The 21,245-nt window shown below is 38.8% G+C and carries 19 protein-coding genes; 1 reads left to right on the top strand and 18 read right to left on the bottom strand.

The genetic code is table 11. From position 1 onward, the window contains the following. Nucleotides 1-6: 6 nt before the first annotated feature. The 16 genes from N5O98_RS02195 to tsaD all read right to left on the bottom strand — a co-directional run bounded on the left by N5O98_RS02195 (nt 7) and on the right by tsaD (nt 15,138). Nucleotides 7-1,836 carry a BatD family protein gene (locus tag N5O98_RS02195; RefSeq protein WP_004310412.1) on the bottom strand — a complete coding sequence of 610 codons (1,830 nt, stop codon included), beginning with the start codon at nt 1,834-1,836 and terminating at the stop codon, nt 7-9. Nucleotides 1,837-1,867: 31 nt separating this feature from the next. Next, on the bottom strand, nt 1,868-2,590 hold the full coding sequence (locus N5O98_RS02190) for a tetratricopeptide repeat protein (protein WP_004295972.1): 723 nt from the start codon (nt 2,588-2,590) through the stop codon (nt 1,868-1,870). A gap of 8 nt (nt 2,591-2,598) precedes the next feature. Continuing rightward, nucleotides 2,599-3,627 (bottom strand): VWA domain-containing protein, encoded by a 1,029-nt coding sequence (locus N5O98_RS02185; protein ID WP_004295973.1) that lies wholly within the window; start codon nt 3,625-3,627, stop codon nt 2,599-2,601. A 45-nt stretch (nt 3,628-3,672) separates the two neighbouring features. Then, nucleotides 3,673-4,656, bottom strand: coding sequence for a vWA domain-containing protein (locus N5O98_RS02180; RefSeq protein WP_004295974.1), 984 nt, complete (start codon nt 4,654-4,656; stop codon nt 3,673-3,675). A 49-nt stretch (nt 4,657-4,705) separates the two neighbouring features. Beyond that, entirely contained in the window at nt 4,706-5,794 is a 1,089-nt protein-coding gene (locus tag N5O98_RS02175; protein ID WP_004312449.1) for a hypothetical protein, read from the bottom strand. Further along, nucleotides 5,794-6,663: a DUF58 domain-containing protein gene (locus tag N5O98_RS02170; protein ID WP_004295976.1), complete on the bottom strand. Its 870-nt coding sequence runs from the start codon at nt 6,661-6,663 to the stop codon at nt 5,794-5,796. The genes N5O98_RS02175 and N5O98_RS02170 overlap by 1 nt, the downstream gene beginning before the upstream one ends. A gap of 83 nt (nt 6,664-6,746) precedes the next feature. Further along, the gene (locus N5O98_RS02165) at nt 6,747-7,742 is read right to left on the bottom strand and encodes an AAA family ATPase (RefSeq protein WP_004295977.1); all 996 of its coding nucleotides are present in this window, start codon (nt 7,740-7,742) and stop codon (nt 6,747-6,749) included. A gap of 237 nt (nt 7,743-7,979) precedes the next feature. Then, nucleotides 7,980-9,395, bottom strand: coding sequence for an HU family DNA-binding protein (locus tag N5O98_RS02160; RefSeq protein WP_004312447.1), 1,416 nt, complete (start codon nt 9,393-9,395; stop codon nt 7,980-7,982). 12 nt (nt 9,396-9,407) lie between these two features. Then, nucleotides 9,408-9,680 (bottom strand): HU family DNA-binding protein, encoded by a 273-nt coding sequence (locus tag N5O98_RS02155; RefSeq protein ID WP_004306073.1) that lies wholly within the window; start codon nt 9,678-9,680, stop codon nt 9,408-9,410. Then, nucleotides 9,673-10,983, bottom strand: a complete 1,311-nt coding sequence (gene rimO / locus N5O98_RS02150; protein WP_004312446.1) for a 30S ribosomal protein S12 methylthiotransferase RimO — start codon at nt 10,981-10,983, stop codon at nt 9,673-9,675. The genes N5O98_RS02155 and rimO overlap by 8 nt, the downstream gene beginning before the upstream one ends. Further along, nucleotides 10,980-11,939, bottom strand: a complete 960-nt coding sequence (gene ftsY / locus N5O98_RS02145; RefSeq protein WP_009041129.1) for a signal recognition particle-docking protein FtsY — start codon at nt 11,937-11,939, stop codon at nt 10,980-10,982. The genes rimO and ftsY overlap by 4 nt, the downstream gene beginning before the upstream one ends. 138 nt (nt 11,940-12,077) lie before the next feature. Further along, a complete protein-coding gene (locus N5O98_RS02140) occupies nt 12,078-12,236 on the bottom strand; it encodes a DUF4295 domain-containing protein (RefSeq protein WP_004295982.1) in 159 nt (52 codons plus the stop codon). 17 nt (nt 12,237-12,253) lie between these two features. Further along, nucleotides 12,254-12,442 (bottom strand): 50S ribosomal protein L33, encoded by a 189-nt coding sequence (rpmG, locus tag N5O98_RS02135; RefSeq protein ID WP_002560155.1) that lies wholly within the window; start codon nt 12,440-12,442, stop codon nt 12,254-12,256. 21 nt (nt 12,443-12,463) lie between these two features. Next, nucleotides 12,464-12,724 carry a 50S ribosomal protein L28 gene (rpmB, locus tag N5O98_RS02130; protein ID WP_004314359.1) on the bottom strand — a complete coding sequence of 87 codons (261 nt, stop codon included), beginning with the start codon at nt 12,722-12,724 and terminating at the stop codon, nt 12,464-12,466. Nucleotides 12,725-12,846: 122 nt separating this feature from the next. Further along, complete coding sequence (locus tag N5O98_RS02125; protein WP_008775676.1) at nt 12,847-14,079, bottom strand: competence/damage-inducible protein A; 1,233 nt, start codon at nt 14,077-14,079, stop codon at nt 12,847-12,849. A gap of 39 nt (nt 14,080-14,118) precedes the next feature. Continuing rightward, complete coding sequence (gene tsaD, locus N5O98_RS02120) at nt 14,119-15,138, bottom strand: tRNA (adenosine(37)-N6)-threonylcarbamoyltransferase complex transferase subunit TsaD (RefSeq protein WP_022199701.1); 1,020 nt, start codon at nt 15,136-15,138, stop codon at nt 14,119-14,121. Nucleotides 15,139-15,338: 200 nt separating this feature from the next. Between tsaD and N5O98_RS02115 the strand changes: the two genes are divergently transcribed. Next, complete coding sequence (locus N5O98_RS02115; RefSeq protein WP_074559649.1) at nt 15,339-19,793, top strand: translocation/assembly module TamB domain-containing protein; 4,455 nt, start codon at nt 15,339-15,341, stop codon at nt 19,791-19,793. Nucleotides 19,794-19,880: 87 nt separating this feature from the next. Here N5O98_RS02115 and N5O98_RS02110 read toward each other — a convergent pair whose 3' ends face one another. Then, nucleotides 19,881-20,738 carry a PepSY-like domain-containing protein gene (locus N5O98_RS02110; protein ID WP_004318250.1) on the bottom strand — a complete coding sequence of 286 codons (858 nt, stop codon included), beginning with the start codon at nt 20,736-20,738 and terminating at the stop codon, nt 19,881-19,883. 21 nt (nt 20,739-20,759) lie between these two features. Then, nucleotides 20,760-21,197 (bottom strand): PepSY-like domain-containing protein, encoded by a 438-nt coding sequence (locus N5O98_RS02105; RefSeq protein ID WP_004306079.1) that lies wholly within the window; start codon nt 21,195-21,197, stop codon nt 20,760-20,762. Between the last annotated feature and the right edge of the window lie 48 nt (nt 21,198-21,245).

The raw sequence follows: 21,245 nt of genomic DNA, 5'->3' as shown, positions 1-21,245 counted from the left end.
TCTGGGTTAATGTTTTATTGAATTCTCCATTTTGCTTATTACTTCTATTGAAGAAGAATAAACTTTATCCATAGCTTGATTCTCATCACCTGGAGCAAACCGTGCAAATTCACAATCATTCAATGCATTCAGGAATTCTTTGATTAGTTCCTCATTTACTCCGTGATTTCTTAGTTTCTCTTCAATATTATCTTTAGATAAACGAGATACCGGAATATTCAGTTTGTCACTTATATATCCCCACAATGCCTTTAATACCTCATCGTAGAAAGCATCTTTTTTATTTTCGGAGAGTAATTTTCCTGCAAGCTTCATACGCTTCGTTGCCACTTTATTTGCTTTCTTCGTACGCATTTTAGCAACATTTGCATTTTCAGCAGCTTGCTTACGATAAATAATAAAGAAAATAATAAAGGCAAGAGCCGGAATGATATAGAATAACCAATATGTCATTGAACCATAGAAGAAACTTCCTTTAGGTTGGAGAGTAACTTCATTCTGTTTGATATAACGGATGTCTTCACCTAATACTTTCAAGTCCTCTTTATTCGTGAAGTTAGCAATTACTTGATCCGCATTACCTGCACCTTTCTCAACATTTACTACATAATCTTCTGTTTTCAGTGTTTTGTAAGACTTGGAGCGAATATCAAAATAGCTGAAAGATACTCCCGGAATCTTATATGTTCCGGCATGTCTCGGAATTGCTAAATATTCAATAACTTTATTGCCTGTGAGTCCTTCCCGGGTTAATCTGACTTGATTGTCTACTTTGGGATCATATACTTCAAAATCATCCGGGAATTTAATTTCCGGATTAGAAATCAACTTCAGGTTACCTGTACCGGATATTACCAGTTTAATAGTAATAGCATCATTGGTTTTCAGTTCCTTACTGTTGATAGAAGAAGATATATTGAACTCTCCCACTCCACCTGAAAAATCTGCAGGTTTACCCGTAGGAAGCGGATTGACATTTATTGCTATCTTAGGAGTGGAAATATTTTTTTTAATTTCAATGACATTACTTCCTCCATTGAAGAAGGCATCAAAAGGATCATCTGATTGCACAGGTTTTCCGATAGTCATCTGGAACTGTGCCGGATCAATATATAGCTTTCCTGATTGTTGCGGGAAGAGAACAAACTGGCGATAAACCGTTGTATAGTAATTACGTCCCTGATAATGCTCCGGAGTCCATCTTGCATTGGTTGTCATTTCTATTTCTTGAGAATGGAAACCTTTAAAGTCGGGCAATTTCGCATTATTAAGTTGTAAGTTGGATTCTCTGGTGTATATTTTATAGGTCAGGACAAAAGCCTCCTGTTCATACACATTTGTTTTACTGGCACTTGCCATAATAAAAAGGTCCTGATTAGAGACACTTGTACCAGATGAGGAATGTATAGAACCACTACTACTATTATTTTGTCCGCTATTGCCACCTTGATCTTGTGGCAATACTTTAATCTTTACTGAGTTTGCCACCATTTGGTCACCATCGGCAATAATGGAGGCACCGGGTATTGTGTATTCTCCGGCATTATTAGCCATTAATATGTATGTAAATGTAATACTGCTAGTAGATGTAACATTACCATTCACTATTTGAGTACTACTTTGTTGTGATCGGCTTGGACCCATCAATACATCAAAACCTTTGATTGATGGTGCCCGAAAATCTTTCACTTTTTGTGTAGTTACAATATACGACAGCCTGAATTGTTCGCCTACTACCACTGCATCAGGAGCAGAAGCAGTAAAAGACACCTTATCAGCAAACACATGAGTGCTATATGCTATCAATGCCATCAATATAATAATCAGTTTTTTCATTGCTTATGAAATTTATATCATCAACTTTATATTACCAATCTTTTTCCAAGCGACCGCCTTGCATAACTTTTTGTTGCTTCTTCACTTTATCCTGCACATCTTTCTCGTCCTGCATGACAGAATTCAGTAATTGTTCAGCATTTTCCTTTGACATCTGATTATCTTGTTTCTTTTCAGATTTCGGTGGTTGCTGCTGATCTTTCTTTTCATCTTGTTTCTGATCCTTCTGTTTGTCTTTATTCTGGTCCTGTTTCTGATCTTGCTTTTGCTGATCTTTGTTTTGGTCCTGATTTTGATCTTGATTCTGTTGATTTTGTTGGTCTTTCAGCATTTTCTGTGCAAGAGCCAAATTGTACCGGGTTTCATGATCGGTAGGATTATTACGCAGTGACATTTTATATGCATCTACAGCTTTGGCATAGTCTTTACCAGCCTGGAAAATTACTCCCATATTGTGATAAATATGGGCGAGTTTCATTTTATCTTTTTCTATTTTGCTGGCCGATACATATTGTTCCATGGCATCCTGAAACTTTTGCTGTTGCGAAAGGGTATTTCCCAGATTATACATGGATACCGTAGACTTGGGATTAGCTTCCAAGGCCTTCCGGTAGTTCACCTCTGCATCAACAAATACGCTATCATTAAACAGACGGTTTCCCTTACGGATATAGTCGCGTTCTGCTTTCTGAGCCGATACACCAGCTGCTGCTAACAGAAATACAGCGAATAGAATATATTTACTTTTTAACATACGTATAACTATTTCTTATTAGAAAACAGGTGAATGTTCTTAAATAAAGGATTTTTGCGATCCAGAATTAGGATTTCTGCCAATAACAATAGTAGAATAACCCATGCAATAGCCTGGAATTGTTCGTTAAATTCTGTATATACTTTCGACTCTACATCAGATTTCGCCATTTTATTCACTTCTTGATTGATGGCCTTTTGGGCTGAATTAGAATTATCTACTCGTACATATATACCTTTTCCTTCTTTTGCAATTTCCTGACACATAGCTTCATTCAAACGGGTAACGATCACATTACCTTCCCGGTCGCGGCGGTAATCATTCGTTCCTTCCACCGGTATTGGAGCACCATCAGGCATACCTACTCCCAATACACTTACCTGAATACCCTTTTCTGCCGCAGCTTTAGCAGCTTCCACTGCACCACCTTCATGATTTTCACCATCAGTAATAACAATAATGGCGCGTCCTACCCCTTCTTGCGGAGTGAAACTACGAGCTGCCAGATTGATTGCTTCCCCAATAGCTGTACCCTGTTTAGAAATCAACGAAGGACTAATGGATTCTAAGAACATCTTAGCGGAAATATAGTCACTTGTAATTGGCAGCTGTGTAAAAGCGTCACCGGCAAATACAATCATACCTACCTTATCATTATCAAGCTCATCTACTAATCTGGATATTAATCTTTTTGCTTTTTCTAAACGGCTAGGCTGTACATCCTGCGCTAACATAGAGTTTGAAATGTCCAAAGCAATAATTACCTCTACTCCCTTGCGTTTAACCGTTTCCAGTTTTGAACCGAATTGAGGGCGTGCCAGTAATACGGAGAACAAACCAATAGCAACAAAAATAATCCAGAATTTTACATCCGGACGATATTTGGATACGTCAGGCATTAACTGAGCCAACAAAGTCGGATCTCCGAAACGTCGGATATTCTTTCTCCTCTTGTAATTGGAATACAAGTAGAAAGCTGCTAAAAAAGGTAATAGCAACAATAAATATAAATATGTAGGTTCTCCAAATCGAAACATCTTCTTACTATTTTATGATTGGCAAATAACGATTGACAAACATCCTTATGGAATTTTCTTGAGTACCGAATTACGTAATAGTACTTCCAACAAGACACAGAGGAAAGCTGCTAAAGCAAACCAATGATATTCTTCGTCCCGCTTACTATACTCTTTTACATTCAGTTTCGTCTTTTCCAGTTTATCAATTTCTTCATATACTTCTTTAAGCTTCGAGTTGCTCGTAGCCCGGAAATAGTTACCATCTGTCGTTCCGGCAATCTCTGTCAATGTCTTTTCATCAATTTCTACCGGCATACTTACATATTGCACCGTATTTCCGACTGGATAAGGATAAGGAGCCATTCCATTGGTACCTACTCCGATGGTATATACACGAATACCAAAGCTTTTTGCTATTTCTGCCGCTGTCATAGGCGAAATATCTCCCTTGTTATTTGTACCATCCGTCAATAGGATAATAACTTTGGATTTCGCTTTGCTATCTTTTAAGCGGGTTACAGCATTTGCAATACCCATACCGACAGCAGTACCGTCAGTGATAAGACCACATTTGATATTATGTATCATATCCAACAATACAGCATGGTCTACAGTCAACGGACATTGGGTGAAAGTTTCTCCTGCAAATAATGTAATACCGATATTATCATTGGGACGTCCATTGATAAACTCTGCAGCTACGTCTTTAGCAGCTTCCAGTCTGTTCGGCTTCAAGTCTTCAGCCAGCATACTGGTAGAAACGTCGATAGCCAGCATAATATCAATTCCTTCTATCTCACTGTTCTGCCACTTATTAGTAGTTTGCGGGCGTGCAAGAACCAAAATAACTAGTACTAAAGCAAGGCAGCGTAATAGAAATGGAACATGCAACAAATAATTCTTATAACTTTTAGGTGTATGCGCATATACCCGGGCATCTGAAATTTGAAGAGTTGCTTCACTTTTCTTTTGCTTCAGGATATACCATACAATATACGGTATAAGCAATAATAGCAAAAACAGATATTCAATATTGGCAAAAACCATTTTATTTATGATTTAACAGTTTACTATTTAGTATTAAGCTATACATCCTTTATACAAAAAGATTGTATAACTGTAGACCTATATATATAAAGGTACCGATCAATGCTGCTGATAACAATGCAATTCCACAAATCAGCATAGCTTTAACACGTAAAGAACGTTTCTCAATAATAGTGATTTCCGTTGGTTGCGGTTTCTGATTTTCCTCTTCCGGTTGTTTGGTCTCATTGATAAAATCAATGGCATTAATCAAATTGGCATCGTTTTCATTCATCTGAGGATTATGCTTGGCGAACTTCACTAAATCAGCAGTCTGGAACAATAGTTTTAGGTCTGATATGGCCTCTTTATCATTCATTTCCAGTAACTGATCGATTATTTCAGAAGAAGTCATTTCCAATGCATTAAATCCGAAACGATCCTTAATATATGTACGAATAGCATCGGTAAGTTCGGTATAGTACTCCTTCGATTGCCCTTTCTGCCATACCTTCTCTGTCTTGATACGTTCTATCTCTTTCATTGCAGCCTGATGTGGCGGCAATTTAGGTTCAACTTTAATTTTACGGATAATCGGTTTATTATCACGTATGCGAACAATCAGATAGATCAGCAGGCCAAGCAAAGGTAAAGCCAGGAATGAACAAGCGATCAATCCATACCAGTCTTCCCATGCGAAAGGAGCTTTCATCACAGATTTTTGTCCGAAGAACTGGTCCGGATGTAAGGTGTCAACCGGCATTGAATATACTTTTAATGCGAGAGCTTTGGAGTTGTACACTTTCCCATCTACGGTAACTGGCATTGGCGGGAGATAATATAGAGCAGAGTCAAAAGAAGTGATAATGTACTCCTGCGTAATCACCATCCGCTGACGATCATTCAGGAATTGTGTATCTGGTTTGACTGTTTCTATAATTTCCACACCTCTTACCAGTGTATCAGTGTAAGCAGGAAAAATAGCACGCTGTTTGGCATCCATGGCTACTTGCAGTTGCACTTTCGCCTGTTCGCCGATCAGTATCTGCAGTGAATCAATTTTTGCTTCTACTGTAACAGACTGTGCTACTGCTTTACTGACAAACAATAGACCTAATAATGCTATCAGAATAATATTTCTATTCATCTTTGATTCCATTAATTTCGTTTGGCAAATAAATTCAACAATGCCTTTACGTAATCCTGATCGGTTCTGACGGATACAGCATCTACGTTACTTTTGGTAAAAGTATCGTTCAGTTCAGTCTGCTTTTGTATCCACCAGTCGCGATGTGCCCGGCGTACAGCTTTGGAAGAAGTGTCAATCCATTGTTCATGCCCAGTTTCTGCATCTTTGATTCGCATCAGTCCTACTGGAGGAAGATCACTGACTCTCCTGTCGTATACTTGCAATGCTACTACATCATGTTTCCTGTTAGCAATGGTCAGCGCATTCTTAAAGCTTTCCTGGTCAATAAAATCTGATAAGATAAATGCAGTGCAACGCCTTTTCATTACGTTTGTCAAATATTCCAAGGCAAGACGAATATTTGTGCGACGGCTTTCCGGTTGGAAATCAATTAATTCACGGATAATATACAAGATATGTTTACGTCCTTTCTTGGGAGGAATAAACTTCTCTATCCGGTCTGAAAAGAAAATCACACCTATTTTATCATTATTCTGGATGGCAGAGAAAGCAAGAGTAGCAGCGATTTCCGTCACCATATCTTTCTTTAACTGCTTGATCGTACCAAATTCCAAACTTCCGGAAACATCAACCATTAACATAACTGTCAGTTCACGTTCTTCTTCAAACACTTTCACATAAGGTTTATTGAAGCGCGCAGTCACATTCCAGTCTATGTCACGTATATCATCACCGAATTGATATTCACGGACTTCCGAAAATGACATACCCCTACCTTTGAAAGCCGAATGATACTGGCCTGCAAAGATATTGTTAGACAATCCTCGTGTCTTTATTTCAATTTGGCGAACTTTTTTTAGTATTTCACTTGTTTCCATTTATACAGTAGTTAATTAGTAGGTAGTTAAGTAGTCATGCATAGATATTTATGACTACTTATTGACTGTATTATAACTACAAATTAGGGTACTTCAACCTTATTCAGAATCTTACTGATGATTTCGTCCGAAGTCATGTTGTTAGCTTCAGCTTCGTATGTCAATCCGATACGGTGACGAAGAACATCATGTGCTACAGCACGTACATCTTCCGGAATAACGTAGCCGCGACGTTTGATGAATGCATACGTACGAGCAGCTAAAGCCAGATTGATAGACGCACGAGGTGAACCTCCGAATCCGATCATATCTTTCAGTTCCTTGAGGTCATATTTTTCTGGGAAACGAGTTGCAAATACGATATCTACAATATAACGCTCGATCTTCTCATCCAGATAGACTTGACGAACAACCTTACGTGCTTCAATAATTTCATCCGCTCTTAGAATAGGTTTCACATTGAACTTCTCACCATTGATATTCTGACGAATAATCAATTTTTCTTCTTCCAACTTCGGATAATCAATGACTACTTTCAGCATGAAACGGTCAACCTGTGCTTCAGGAAGCGGATAAGTACCTTCCTGTTCGATAGGGTTCTGAGTTGCCAATACAAGGAAAGGTTCCGGTAACATGAATGTTTCTTTACCAATAGTAACCTGACGTTCTTGCATTGCTTCCAGCAAAGCACTTTGTACTTTTGCAGGAGCACGGTTTATTTCATCAGCTAATACAAAGTTTGCGAAAATAGGTCCGCGCTGCACTTTAAAAGATTCATCTTTCTGACTGTAAACCATTGTACCGATAACGTCTGCAGGCAATAAGTCCGGCGTAAACTGGATACGGCTATATTTCGCATCAATCAGAGAAGCGAGTGTCTTAATAGCCAAAGTTTTCGCCAAACCAGGCACACCTTCCAAGAGGACGTGTCCATCGGAAAGTAATCCGATAAGCAGTGATTCAACCAAATGTTTCTGACCAACAATGATTTGGTCCATACCTGTCGTAAGATTGGTAACGAAAGCACTTTGTCTTTCAATCCGCTCATTTAGCTCGCGGATATCAATTGATTCAGCCATAAATACTTAATATTTTATTATTTAAATCCCATTAATTTTATGTAAGCCTTGCCTGTGTCATAAGGCTTTTTATTTTGCCCCAAAAGTACGCCATATAATTAACGATTGCAACTAATTTTTATTAAAAAACAATGCGAAATCTTTAGATTAAGGTACTTTCATACGCTTTTGTACATCCATAACACTTCACCCGACCAATACAGGATTTGCATGGTCGGGTGAATGGATTATAACTACTTATTCTTTTGTAAGTTCTGGTATTTCAATAGTTGTGCCATACGGTACATTGTTGGGGTTCTTAATAACCTTCGGATTGTGTTTCACAATGTATGGCCACATTGCCTTTGTACCATAAAAACGCAAGGAAACCCTAGTCAAAGTTTCTCCTTCTTTGATTGTATATTTTGTCTTGGTTCCCGTAATCTTATAAGATGCTGAATCCAGATAGGCAGAAGTAGCAGGTTGTTGTGTAACCGTTTGAGGTTCTGCTTTGACAGGAATAGCTTCTTCTTTTTTGGCAACCGGTTGTGTCGTGGTAGCGACTTTGGATACATCAGGCGTTATTACCTTTGTAGTATCCTTATGTGCAATCGTATCAGAAAGCTGCGCTTCCGGTTGAACGGGTTGAGTCGTCACAGGCGGCATATTAAGTGCATTCTTGTCAGATGAAGAAGAGAATAAATCCGGATAATAAATAAAAAGAATGACACCTCCGCATAATAACAAAACGACTACAATAACAGCTATTAAATAAGGTACAGGAGATTTTTCCTTCACTGGGGCTGTCTTTTTAGAAACCGGTTGGGATACTTGTTCCGGTTGGACCGGTTTTATCGTTTCTTTTTCAGCAGGAGGCACTATAGGAGTCACAGGTTGCAGATTTGCTTTTAGAAGCTCTTGCTCTATAATCTTTTCGGCAGTGATCTCTTCTTTTTCTTCTTCTATAGATGCTGCTTGCTGCTCATTGATTATCACTTCCTCTTCCGGAACCTCTTCATCTTCCAGCTGTTCTACCTTTTCTTCGATATCAGTCTCTGTAATGGCTTCTTCGGGCTCTTTAGGAGACGTCTGTTCTGTCGATTCCTGTGCTATTGCAGATTCCTCAGTAATAGCAGGTTCTTCAATGGACTCTTCCGCAAGTGGCTGACTGGCTATTTGCTCTTCCTGAATCGGCTCTTCTTCCGAAAGACCATCATCAGTACCTTCATTTTCTTCTATCACAGTAGTTTCAGAGTCATCCCCCATCTCATTTAAGACTGCCTGTGCTGACGCTTCCTCTCCTGTTTCTTCTTCCTCAGTCTCTTCTATCGGAGTATCTTCCAGAATTGTATTTTCATTCAATACAACAGTCTCAAAGTGTGCAAAAGGTTTATTTATCGTATCCCTTAGATTTGCATCCGGAGAAAATGAGACTTTTGTATGTCCTTTTATCTGGAAACGCTCGCCTGTGTTGACATTGACACTTTCCCGGCTATCTACATCAATAAGTTTGAAAGTTCCCAATCCTTTGATTTTTACAGTCTTTTCGTTCTCCAAGGCTTGTTCTATCAAGAGGAAAAACTCTTTAACAAACGCTTCGGCGTCTTTCTTGGTCATGCTATGTTTGGCTGCCAATAAGTCAGTAAGGTCTTGAATTGTTAGTCTTTCATTCATAACGGGAAATATTTATTTAAACTTATCTTTCAATGTATTACTAGGTCTATACGATAATACCAATTTAGGTGGAACCAGCATGCGTTGTTTGCTTGCCGGGTTGATTGAAATCCGTTCCGCTTTCTTTTTCACTTCAAAAGAACCGAATCCTTGAATTGCAATCACATTACCTTCTTCCAATTCTTGTGTCATACTGGACAACAAAGAATTCATCAATTCGGAAGTATCCTTGATTGTGTATCCCAATCTTTCCGCTAGTTCGGATGTAAATTCCTTATTATTCATAGTCATTTATAATCTTTGCATATAAATCAAAATCGTCCGCATTCACCACTTCTACCTGATACAACTGTCCGATCTTAAGTTCTCTCTCTGAACGATCAATCAATACTTCCGGATCTACTTCCGGTGAATCAAATTCTGTTCGTCCGATATAATAATCTCCTTCCAGACGATCGATGATAACTTTCATCTGTTTACCGATCTTTTCTGCACTTAACTCTGCCGAAATACCTTGCTGGATATCCATCAATTCATCAAGTCGGGCTTGTTTAACCTCTTGTGGAATAGAATCTTCGTATGTTTCTGCAGCATAAGTCCCTTCTTCTTCGGAATATGCGAAAGCACCCATTCGATCAAAACGTACTTTACGTACAAATTCTTTGAGATCCTCGAAGTCTTCCTCGGTTTCTCCGGGATGTCCTACCATTAAAGTCGTCCTCAGGTGAATGCCCGGCACTTCTCTGCGGAATTGTTCGATCAATTGGTAAGTATCCTCTTTGCTCACTTGTCGGCGCATTAACTTCAACATATTGTCACTGATGTGCTGAAGGGCAATGTCCATGTATTTACATACATTGTCACGTTCGCGCATAACCCGGAATAAATCTGTTGGGAAATGTGCTGGATAAGCATAATGCAAGCGAATCCATTCCACCCCGGGTATATCAGAAATACGCTCAATCAATTCCGGAAGCATTTGTTTCTTATACCGGTCTATGCCGTAATAAGTCAATTCCTGTGCGATCACCTGAAATTCTTTCACGCCTTGCGATACCAAGTATCGTACTTCGTCCAGAATTTCTTCCATTGGTTTGGAAATATGGTGTCCTGTAATAATAGGGATAGCACAATAAGAACATTTACGATCACATCCTTCTGAAATTTTCAGGTAAGCATAATGCTGGGGAGTTGTCAATGTCCGTTCGATATATAATTCATCGTGATAGACCTTTCCCAAGTCCTGTAAAAGCTCCTTCCAATTAAACTTCCCATAAAACTTATCTACCTGTGGTATCTCAACAGCTAATTCCTTGAGATAGCGTTCGGAAAGACAACCCATCACGAAAAGTTTCTTTAAATCCCCTTCTTCCTTTCTTTCAGCGAACTCCAGAATCATATTTATGGATTCTTCTTTGGCATCACCAATGAAACCACATGTATTGATTACCGCAATTTCTCCTTGCGGATTTTCAGTGTCATGAGTTACGCTGTATCCGACTTCCTCCAATTGGCGCATTAGCTGCTCGGAGTCAACCAGATTTTTAGAACATCCTAAAGTAATAATATCTATTGTTTTTCTTTTCATGCATTTTCTCCAAACAAGGAATCAACGAATTCATTTTTACGGAATACCTGCAGGTCTTCCATGCCTTCGCCTAGTCCGATATACTTAACAGGAATCTTGAATTGATCGGAAATACCAATCACAACACCACCTTTAGCGGTTCCATCAAGCTTAGTGATGGCCATAGCGGTAACTTCCGTCGCCAAAGTAAATTGTTTGGCTTGCTCAAATGCATTTTGTCCGGTGGAACCGTCCAGTACCAATAAAACTTCATCCGGTGCATCAGGCACTACCTTTTTCATCACATTCTTAATTTTGGTCAACTCGTTCATTAAGCCTACCTTATTGTGCAGACGACCGGCTGTATCAATAATAACCACATCTGCGTTATTGGCAACGGCCGAACTAAGAGTGTCATAAGCCACAGATGCGGGATCTGCTCCCATTTTCTGTTTAACTACGGGAACTCCTACCCGTTCTCCCCAAATCATTAGCTGTTCCACAGCTGCAGCGCGGAAAGTATCGGCTGCTCCCAAATAAACCGATTTGCCTGCTTTTTTGAATTGATAAGCCAGCTTGCCGATAGTTGTAGTCTTCCCTACTCCATTCACTCCCACAACCATAATTACATAAGGTTTCCTTGTGATGGGTACGTCAAAATCAGCTACATCATCCGAGTTGTTTTCGGTAAGCAAAGCTGCTATTTCGTCACGTAATATAAGATTCAGTTCTTGAGTATTCACATACTTATCAGCCGCAGCGCGTTTCTCGATGCGTTTGATAATATTTAAAGTTGTTTCTACACCTACGTCAGATGTGATCAGTACTTCTTCCAGATTATCTAATACTTCATCGTCTACTTTTGACTTACCAGCCACAGCACGAGCAATCTTACTGAATACGCTCTCTTTGGTTTTAGATAATCCTTTATCTAAAGTTTCCTTCTTCTCCTTTGAAAAAAAACTAAAAAATCCCATATTGACACTTGTTTGTATAATACATTTGCTACAAAGATATAACAAAGGATTGGAAAAGTAAAAAAAGAAGCAATAAAAAATCCCCTCATTGTTTACCAATGAGAGGATTTTGCAGTTATAGCGTATATGCTATTTCGATTATTTTTTGAAAAAGTCTTGTACTTTTTCGTTCGGAACCATTTGCTCATCAAAAACGTATGCTCCAGTTTTCGGAGATTTTACCATTTTGATAACCTTGGTATAAGCACGACCTTCTTTTGAACCTTCGTGCAAACTTGCTACTGTTTTCTTTGCCATGGGTTATACTACTTTTATTATTTAATTTCCTTGTGTACTGTTACTCTCTTCAGAATTGGGTTGTATTTTTTCAACTCAAGTCTTTCTGTAGTATTCTTTCTGTTCTTAGTTGTGATATAACGAGATGTTCCCGGCATTCCACTGTCTTTGTGTTCTGTACATTCCAGAATCACTTGTACTCTGTTACCTTTTGCTTTCTTTGCCATTGTAAGTTTTCTCCTCTACGTTTAGCCGATTACTTTAATGCTTTTCCAATCACAATAACCTTTAGCCACTGCTTCAGTCAGCGCAGCATCCAGTCCTTTTTTGTTGATAATACGCAACCCGTTAGCGCAAAGGCTAAGGCTGATCCAACAATCCTGTTCTACATAATAGAACTTTTTGTTAAACAAGTTCAAATCAAAGGTTCTTTTAGTTCTTCTCTTTGAGTGTGAAACATTGTTGCCAATCATGGCTTTCTTTCCGGTAATTTGACAAATCTTCGACATTTCTATCTTATTTTTATAGTTTTATATCTATACTTATTTCAAACAGGACGCAAAGTAAGCACTTTTATCCGTATAAAACAAGAATTTCTTAAAATAATTCACTTTCAGGCACCTATTTTTCTTTATTTGAGTAAATCACGGAGCATTAATAGGGCATTATTGCCAGCTCTTTCAATGTTCATGCTTCTTCCGCGGTTTGTTTCTTGCTTGTAAGTATGAATTTCGTTTTTATAACCAGCAGCTATCCAAACAGTTCCCACCGGCTTTTCCGGAGTACCACCTCCAGGGCCTGCTATCCCTGAAGTAGCAACAGCGCAATCTGTTTTTAATGCTTTCATCGCACCTTTTACCATTTCAATCACAGTTTCCTCACTGACAGCTCCATATTGTTCCAAAGTTTCGGAGGAAACGTGCAAAAGCCCCATTTTCACTTCATTAGAGTAGGCCACTACACTTCCATTAAAATATTCAGAACTGCCGGCGATGGAAGTCAACCGTGCGGCAATACTGCCCCCGGTACAACTTTCTGCGGTGGAAACGGTCAATTTCTTCTTTTTTAAAAGCTCACCGACTATAACCTCCAATGGTGTATCTTCTTCACTGAAAATATCTTCACCAAGTATTTCCTCTAATTTTAACTTTTCACGTTCAAGAAGAACTTTTACTTCTTCTCTGTTTTGTCCTCGTCCGGTCAGTCTAAGACGAATAATGCCAAGTTTGGGTAGATATGCCAATTTAATGCATTCCGGTAAAGCGTTCTCCCACGATTCTAACTTTTCGGCTAATACAGATTCTGGATAGTGCTGTACGAGAAATGTTTGATGCATAATAACATCCGTTTGAAACCTATCGTGCAGCTTAGGTAACACGCTTTCTGTCATCACAGCAATCATCTCTTGTGGAACGCCCGGCATGGAAACAAGTACCTTGCCATCCCTCTCGAACCAACTGACAGAAGCACTTCCCACAGGGTTATTTATTACCATACAATCTTTCGGGACCATTGCCTGGCTTTTATTGAGTGCATTCATTGGTATTTTTCCTGCCAGTACCCGCTTTACGTTTTCGAATACTTCTTCGTTGAAAACCAGTTCCGTATGGAAGTATTTACATAAAGTCTGTTTGGTAATATCGTCTTTGGTAGGTCCGAGTCCTCCGGTTACTAAAACAATATTCACCCTTTCCATCGCATTATCAATCGCTTCCATGATTTCTTCTTCCCGGTCACGGATTGAAACAATACGAAGAACCTCAATACCTATTTTATTTAATTCCTGTCCCATCCAGGCAGAATTAGTATCGACAACCTGTCCTATCAGCAGTTCATCGCCAATGGTTATTATTTCGGCAAACATACTTCTTAGTTTTATCCTATTATATATAAGGTATACTTATTATAATGTCACACGCGAATAAGCCGGAAGATCAATAGAACAAAAATCCTTATCCAGGTATTTGAAATATCCGGTAATGGCAATCATTGCTGCATTATCGGTAGTATAACTGAATTTAGGGATGAAAATATTCCAACCATATTTCTCGGCGTGTTCTCGGAAAGCATTGCGTAATCCGTTATTTGCGGAAACTCCTCCGGCTACTGCTATTTCATTAATTTTATATTCTTTGGCAGCTTTCCGTAATTTATCCATCAGAATGTCCACTATAGTAGCTTCCAATGATGCTGCAAGATCCACTTTATGGTGCTCTATAAAATCCGGATCATCTTTTAGCCAGTCGCGTAATGAATATAAAAAGGAAGTTTTCAATCCGCTGAAACTGTAATCTAAACCGGGAATATGCGGTTTGCTAAATGTAAAAGCTTTCGGATTTCCCTGACGAGCCAGTTTATCAATGATCGGTCCGCCGGGATAACCAAGTCCCATCACTTTAGAGCATTTATCAATAGCTTCACCTGCGGCATCGTCAATAGTCTGTCCAAGAATCTCCATATCATTATAGGCTTTGACCAGTATGATTTGTGAATTTCCTCCAGATACCAGCAAACAGAGAAATGGGTAAACAGGTTGTCTCTCTTCTTCTCCTTCCGCTTTAATAAAATGAGCTAAAACATGTCCGGTCAAATGATTAACATCAATCATTGGGATGTTTAAAGAACGAGCGAATCCTTTTGCAAAGGAGACTCCAACAAGCAAAGACCCCATCAATCCCGGTCCGCGAGTGAAAGCTACCGCGCTCAACTCTTCTTTGGTGACGCCAGCACGTTTTAATGCTTCATGTACTACCGGTACGATGTTTTGTTGGTGTGCCCGTGAAGCCAACTCGGGTACTACTCCACCGTATGCTTCATGTACGGCTTGACTTGATACCACATTTGACAGCAAATAACCATCCTTGATTACGGCTGCCGACGTATCGTCACAGGAGGATTCAATTCCTAAAATTATTGCACTCATAAGTATTTAAACTATTAAACGGTGCAAAAGTAATCATAAAACTACGATTCGTAACGAACTATTTTATATTTTTGTTCGCAAAATAAAAGTTATCGCATATCAGAACGCTGAAAAAGACTGTACGCTGGGTAGTAGGTATTGTACTGGGAGTATATATCGGGACTATTGTTTTGCTGAATATACCAAACATTCAGCAAGCAATGAGTGTATTTGTAGCTGAAGAACTTTCTGAAGTTTTAAATACAAAGGTAGTGATTGGTAGAATTAATATGGGTCTATTGAACCGTATTATTATTGATGATGTATTGCTTGACGATCAGAGTGGTCAGGAAATGCTCAAAGTCACACGTTTGTCCGCCAAGTTCGATATTATGCCCTTTTTTAAAGGAAAGATATCCATTAGCAGTGTCCAGCTTTTCGGATTTAATATCAATCTCCGGAAAGAGACTCCGGATTCCCCTCCTAATTTTAAGTTTGTTTTGGATGCTTTTGCTTCCAAAGATACCGTGAAGAAAGAAAACTCCCTTGATTTGCGTATTAATTCCATCCTGATTCGTCGTGGAAGGATGTCTTATCATGTGTTGTCGGAAGAAGAAACACCGGGGAAATTTAACGCTAAGCATATTCAGCTTCAAAATATCATCGCTAATATATCGCTGAAGGCATTAAGTAAGGACTCTTTGAATTTAGGGATCAAGCGATTGAGCCTTGATGAAAAAGCATCCGGCTTCTCTTTGAAAAAAATGAGTTTGAAACTGGTTGCCAATAACAAGCAGACAAACATTGATAATTTTACAATAGAATTGCCCGAAACCTCTCTCAAGCTGGATACCATTCATTTAGAGTATGATAGTTTGAAAGCTTTTGACCGTTTTACAGAACAAGTGCATTTCTCTTTCCGTACTTTGCCGTCGCAAGTTACTCTAAAAGATATTTCTCCTTTTGTTCCTATCCTATCGCATTTCAAGGAACCGGTAACATTGGATATGGAGGTGAAGGGAACTGTGGACCAGTTGACTTGTTCGCATCTGGAGATTACAGCCGATGACCGTCAGTTCCGTCTGCGAGGAGATGTATCGCTTCAGGACTTATCGCGTCCACAAGATGCGTATGTATATGGAACTCTTTCCGAACTTTCGGCCAATACCCGCGGAGTCGGTTTTTTAGTGCGTAATTTGAGTCCTAATTATAATGGAGTTCCTCCTCTTCTCGAACGTTTGGGCAACGTGAGTTTCCAGGGAGAAATTTCGGGATACTTCACGGACTTAGTTACTTATGGACAATTACAAACGAGTCTTGGAAATGTAAAGACCGACTTAAAATTGAGTTCTGATAAGACAAAAGGATTGTTTGCGTATTCCGGAGCTGTCAAAACAGAGGATTTTCAACTAGGTAAATTATTGGATAATGAGGAATTGGGAGAAATTACTTTCAATCTGGATGTACATGGCCGGCATATTGCTGACCACTTGCCTGCCGTAGAATTGAAAGGACTGATTGCTTCGATAGATTATAGCAGATATAGATATGAAAATATCACACTGGACGGAGAATACAAACAAGGCGGATTTAATGGAAAGATTGCGTTGGATGATCCTAATGGCTCTATTTATCTGAATGGAGACGTAAATGTTGCATCCAAAGTTCCTACTTTTAATTTTCTTGCAGTAGTCAATAAAGTACGCCCACATGATTTGAATCTTACGACCAAATATCCTGATGCAGAGTTCTCTTTAAAACTGAAAGCCAATTTTACAGGTGGATCAGTGGATGAGATGATTGGAGAAATCAATGTGGATAGCTTGGAATTTACAGCTCCGGATAAAGCATATTTCATGCAGAATATGAATATCCGGGCAACCAAACAAAATGGAGAAAATCAGCTTAGATTGACTTCCGAATTCCTGAAAGCAAGCATAGAGGGAAAATTCCAATATCACACATTGCCTGCCAGTATTCTGAATATTATGCGGAAATATGTGCCGTCTTTGATATTACCTCCCAAGAAGCCGATTGAAACCCATAATAACTTTTTGTTTGATATACATATATATAATACGGACATTTTATCTACGATATTTGATATACCGTTAACGGTATATACTCATTCTACGTTGAAGGGATATTTTAATGATGCTTTACAACGCTTGCGTATAGAGGGATATTTTCCCCGTCTGCAATATAAGAACAACTATATTGAGTCAGGTATGATTCTGTGCGAGAATCCGGCAGATCATATTCGTGCACGGGTTCGTCTGACTAATTTGAAAAAGAAAGGGGCAGTCAATCTATCTCTGGATGCACAAGCTAAAGATGACAATGTCAGTACGACTTTGGATTGGGGAAATAATGCTGCAGCAACATATAGCGGGAAATTAGCAGCTGTTGCCAAATTTCTACGTACAAGCGGAGAAAAGTCATTGTTGAAAGCGATGGTGGATGTGAAGCCTACTGATGTTATTTTAAATGATACTCTCTGGAAGATACATCCTTCGCAGGTGGTGGTCGATTCCGGACGAGTGGATGTGAATAATTTCTATTTTAGTCATCAGGATAGGTATGTACGTATTAACGGCCGGCTTTCCGAGAATCCTAAAGATACTGTAAAGGTTGATCTAAAGGATATAAATATGGGATATGTATTTGATATTGCAAGTATATCCGACGATGTAAATTTTGAGGGCGATGCAACAGGAACGGCTTATGCAAGCGGAGTGTTTAAAAAGCCTATCATGAATACCCGTTTATTTATAAAGAATTTCTCACTCAATCACGGTCGTTTGGGTGAACTGGATATATATGGTGAGTGGGATAATGAAAACAGAGGTATCCGGTTGGATGCATCCATTCAGGATATATCTCCTTCTCCGTCGCGTGTCACGGGTATTATTTATCCATTAAAACCCGAGAGCGGACTTGATTTAAATATTGAAGCAAATGAATTGAATCTGAAATTCCTCGAACATTATATGAAGTCTATTGCCAATGATATTAAAGGGCGAGGAACAGGAAAAGTACATTTCTATGGAAAATTTAAAGGATTGAACCTGGATGGTGCGGTTATGACAGATGCATCCATGAATTTTGATATTTTAAACACACATTTTGCGGTAAAAGATACTATTCATTTGGCTCCTACCGGATTGACATTCAATAATATACATATCTCTGATATGGAAGGGCATTCGGGGAGAATGAATGGATATTTGCATTTCCAGCATTTTAAGAACCTAAACTATCGTTTCGAGATACAGGCAAATAATATGCTTGTGATGAACACAAAAGAATCGACAGATATGCCTTTCTATGGTACGGTATATGGTACCGGGAATGTATTGCTCTCTGGAAACGCCATACAGGGGCTCGATGTAAATGTGGCCATGACTACAAATCGAAATACTACCTTTACCTATATTAATGGTAGTGTAGCATCGGCTACTAGCAATCAGTTTATCAAATTCGTGGATAAAACACCTCGTCGTACTATCCAGGATTCTGTTCAAGTAATCTCATATTACGAACAAATACAGCAAAAACGTCAGGAGGAGGAAGAGCAGAAAACAGATATCCGTTTGAATATTCTCGTGGATGCAACTCCCGATGCCACCATGCGAATCATTATGGACCCTATTGCCGGAGATTATATCAGCGGAAAAGGTACGGGAAATATCCGGACGGAATTTTATAATAAGGGCGATGTGAAAATGTTTGGTAATTACCGGATCAATCAAGGAGTATATAAATTTAGTTTGCAGGAAGTGATTCGTAAAGACTTTATTATCAAAGATGGAAGTACAATAACGTTCAATGGTGCACCTTTGGATGCTAACATGGACATACAAGCTTCATATACAGTGAACTCTGCCTCTTTGAATGATTTGATACCGGATGCTTCGGCTATTATACAACAACCCAATGTGCGTGTAAATTGTATCATGAATCTAAGTGGTATGCTGGTACGACCGACTATCAAACTGGGTATTGAGCTTCCGAATGAAAGAGATGAAATACAAACATTGGTACGTAATTATATCAGTACGGAAGAGCAAATGAATATGCAGATTCTTTATTTGCTGGGTATTGGCAAGTTCTATACGGAAGATGCCCGTAATAATAATCAGAATTCGAATGTGATGTCATCGGTGCTCTCATCTACTCTCTCCGGCCAGTTGAACAATGCACTTTCACAGGTCTTTGAAACGAATAACTGGAATATCGGTACGAATTTGAGTACGGGTGATAAGGGTTGGACAGACATGGAAGTAGAAGGTATTTTGTCGGGACAATTATTGAATAACCGTTTATTGATAAACGGAAACTTCGGTTATCGGGATAATCCGATGGCTAATACTAACTTTGTAGGAGACTTTGAAGCAGAATGGCTGATTACCCGTTCGGGAGATATTCGTTTGAAGGCTTATAATGAGACAAATGACCGTTATTACACAAAAACAAACTTGACTACACAAGGTGTAGGTATCATGTATAAAAAGGATTTCAATAAATGGAGTGATCTATATTTCTGGAATAAATGGCGGTTACGCAATAAGCGGAAACGGGAAGAAGCTGAAAAGGTGAAACCGCAACAAACGGACAGCATCACTGATAAAACTGCTAAATCGGCAGTGAAAAGAAAACGTGTACAGGAGCAGTAAAAAATAATAAACGATGACATATCCCCCAGGAATTATGTCATCGTTTGTTGTTTGTGAGAATTATGTTTCAGAATTATGCACTTTGACCTATGAAAGGACAGTACCGTTCTCGCCTATGTTTACTACTTTATCTACATCCCCCTTCTCAAGTTCAATTCGATAATATATGCTACCATCTGCTTTTTCAATATACTCCGCTTCGTCAAAACGATATTCTCCATATTGATTATTGAGAGTATTGTTTACTGCTTCAGGCAATTCATTCTGACGTATTTCCCATGAAGTAGAATACCAATTTCCAGTCTGGTTGAACAATACATCTTTTGAGATTCCATTATGAATGATATCTACCTCTGTAAATCCAAAATCCCAATCATTTCTATCATCTTCAACGTCTACTTCCATGATTCTTGCATTCGGATACTTTTCATTGATGAAGTTTTTCATAGCTTCAGTCAATTGTACAGGAAGATGTTCGCTGTTATCATCATCAGTGTCTACAATGCTTTTAATCAGAGTTCCATCAGCAGAATAATACAAATCGACCTCCTGATTCTGCTTTTCGACTTCAATTACGAAAACAGTTTCAACGCCTGTCCGTTCCAGTTTGTCTATATCATCCCGCTTCCATGAGGCATATTCGCTGTTCTCAAAAGACATTTTTACTGCTTGTGGTAATGCATTGTAAGGAATGTCCGTTTCTGTCATTTGCCATTTACCATCTTGGGTGAACCATGCAGATGCTTCATATCCGTCATAGAAATCTGCTACATAATATCCAGACTTAGTTTCCCACTTCACATTTGCAGCATTAGGGAATTTGGATGAAAATGCACTTTGAAGTTCGGCAGGAACAGCTATTGAACCATCGTCATCGTTGTCACAACTTTGCAGACTCCATGTGACGCTTAGTGCCAGTAAAAGTGTATAAATCTTTAGTTTCATCTTTGTTCAATTTAAATAGGTTTAGAAATCAATATCAATCAAATTAAATTTCAGGTCAAACTTCAGTTCCGTACGGTTGGACAGTTTTACTTCATAATCTTTCTTATCTCTCTCAATTTTTAGAATTTTAGCATCAGGGTAATTGGTCGTTACGTATTTCTGAATAGCTGCCGGAATAATTGCTGTAGGTACAGAACTATATTTGCAGTTCACTTCTTCCCAGTTGCCTTTGTTGTCAAACTCCACTTTATCGCCATTCGTGAAAATCACTTCATAACTTTTATAAAAGAAATCACTCTCCATTTTGGCTAATGCTACTTTGCTGTCGGCAAAATGCTGTTTGATAAACTGCTGTGCCGGTTGTGGCATTTGAGTTACCTGGATTGGTTTGTCGTCATCTGCACGAGCTACTGTTTGCAAAGTGAAAAGACACACTAATAAGAATACTAACTTTTTCATAATCGTTGTTTTTTAATATTGGTTTTTACTATTATTATTAATTTGATA

This window comes from Bacteroides sp. LFL-34 (assembly GCF_027257075.1).
GTDB classification, from domain to species: domain Bacteria; phylum Bacteroidota; class Bacteroidia; order Bacteroidales; family Bacteroidaceae; genus Bacteroides; species Bacteroides ovatus.
This window is presented reverse-complemented; position numbering and strand designations above follow the sequence as displayed.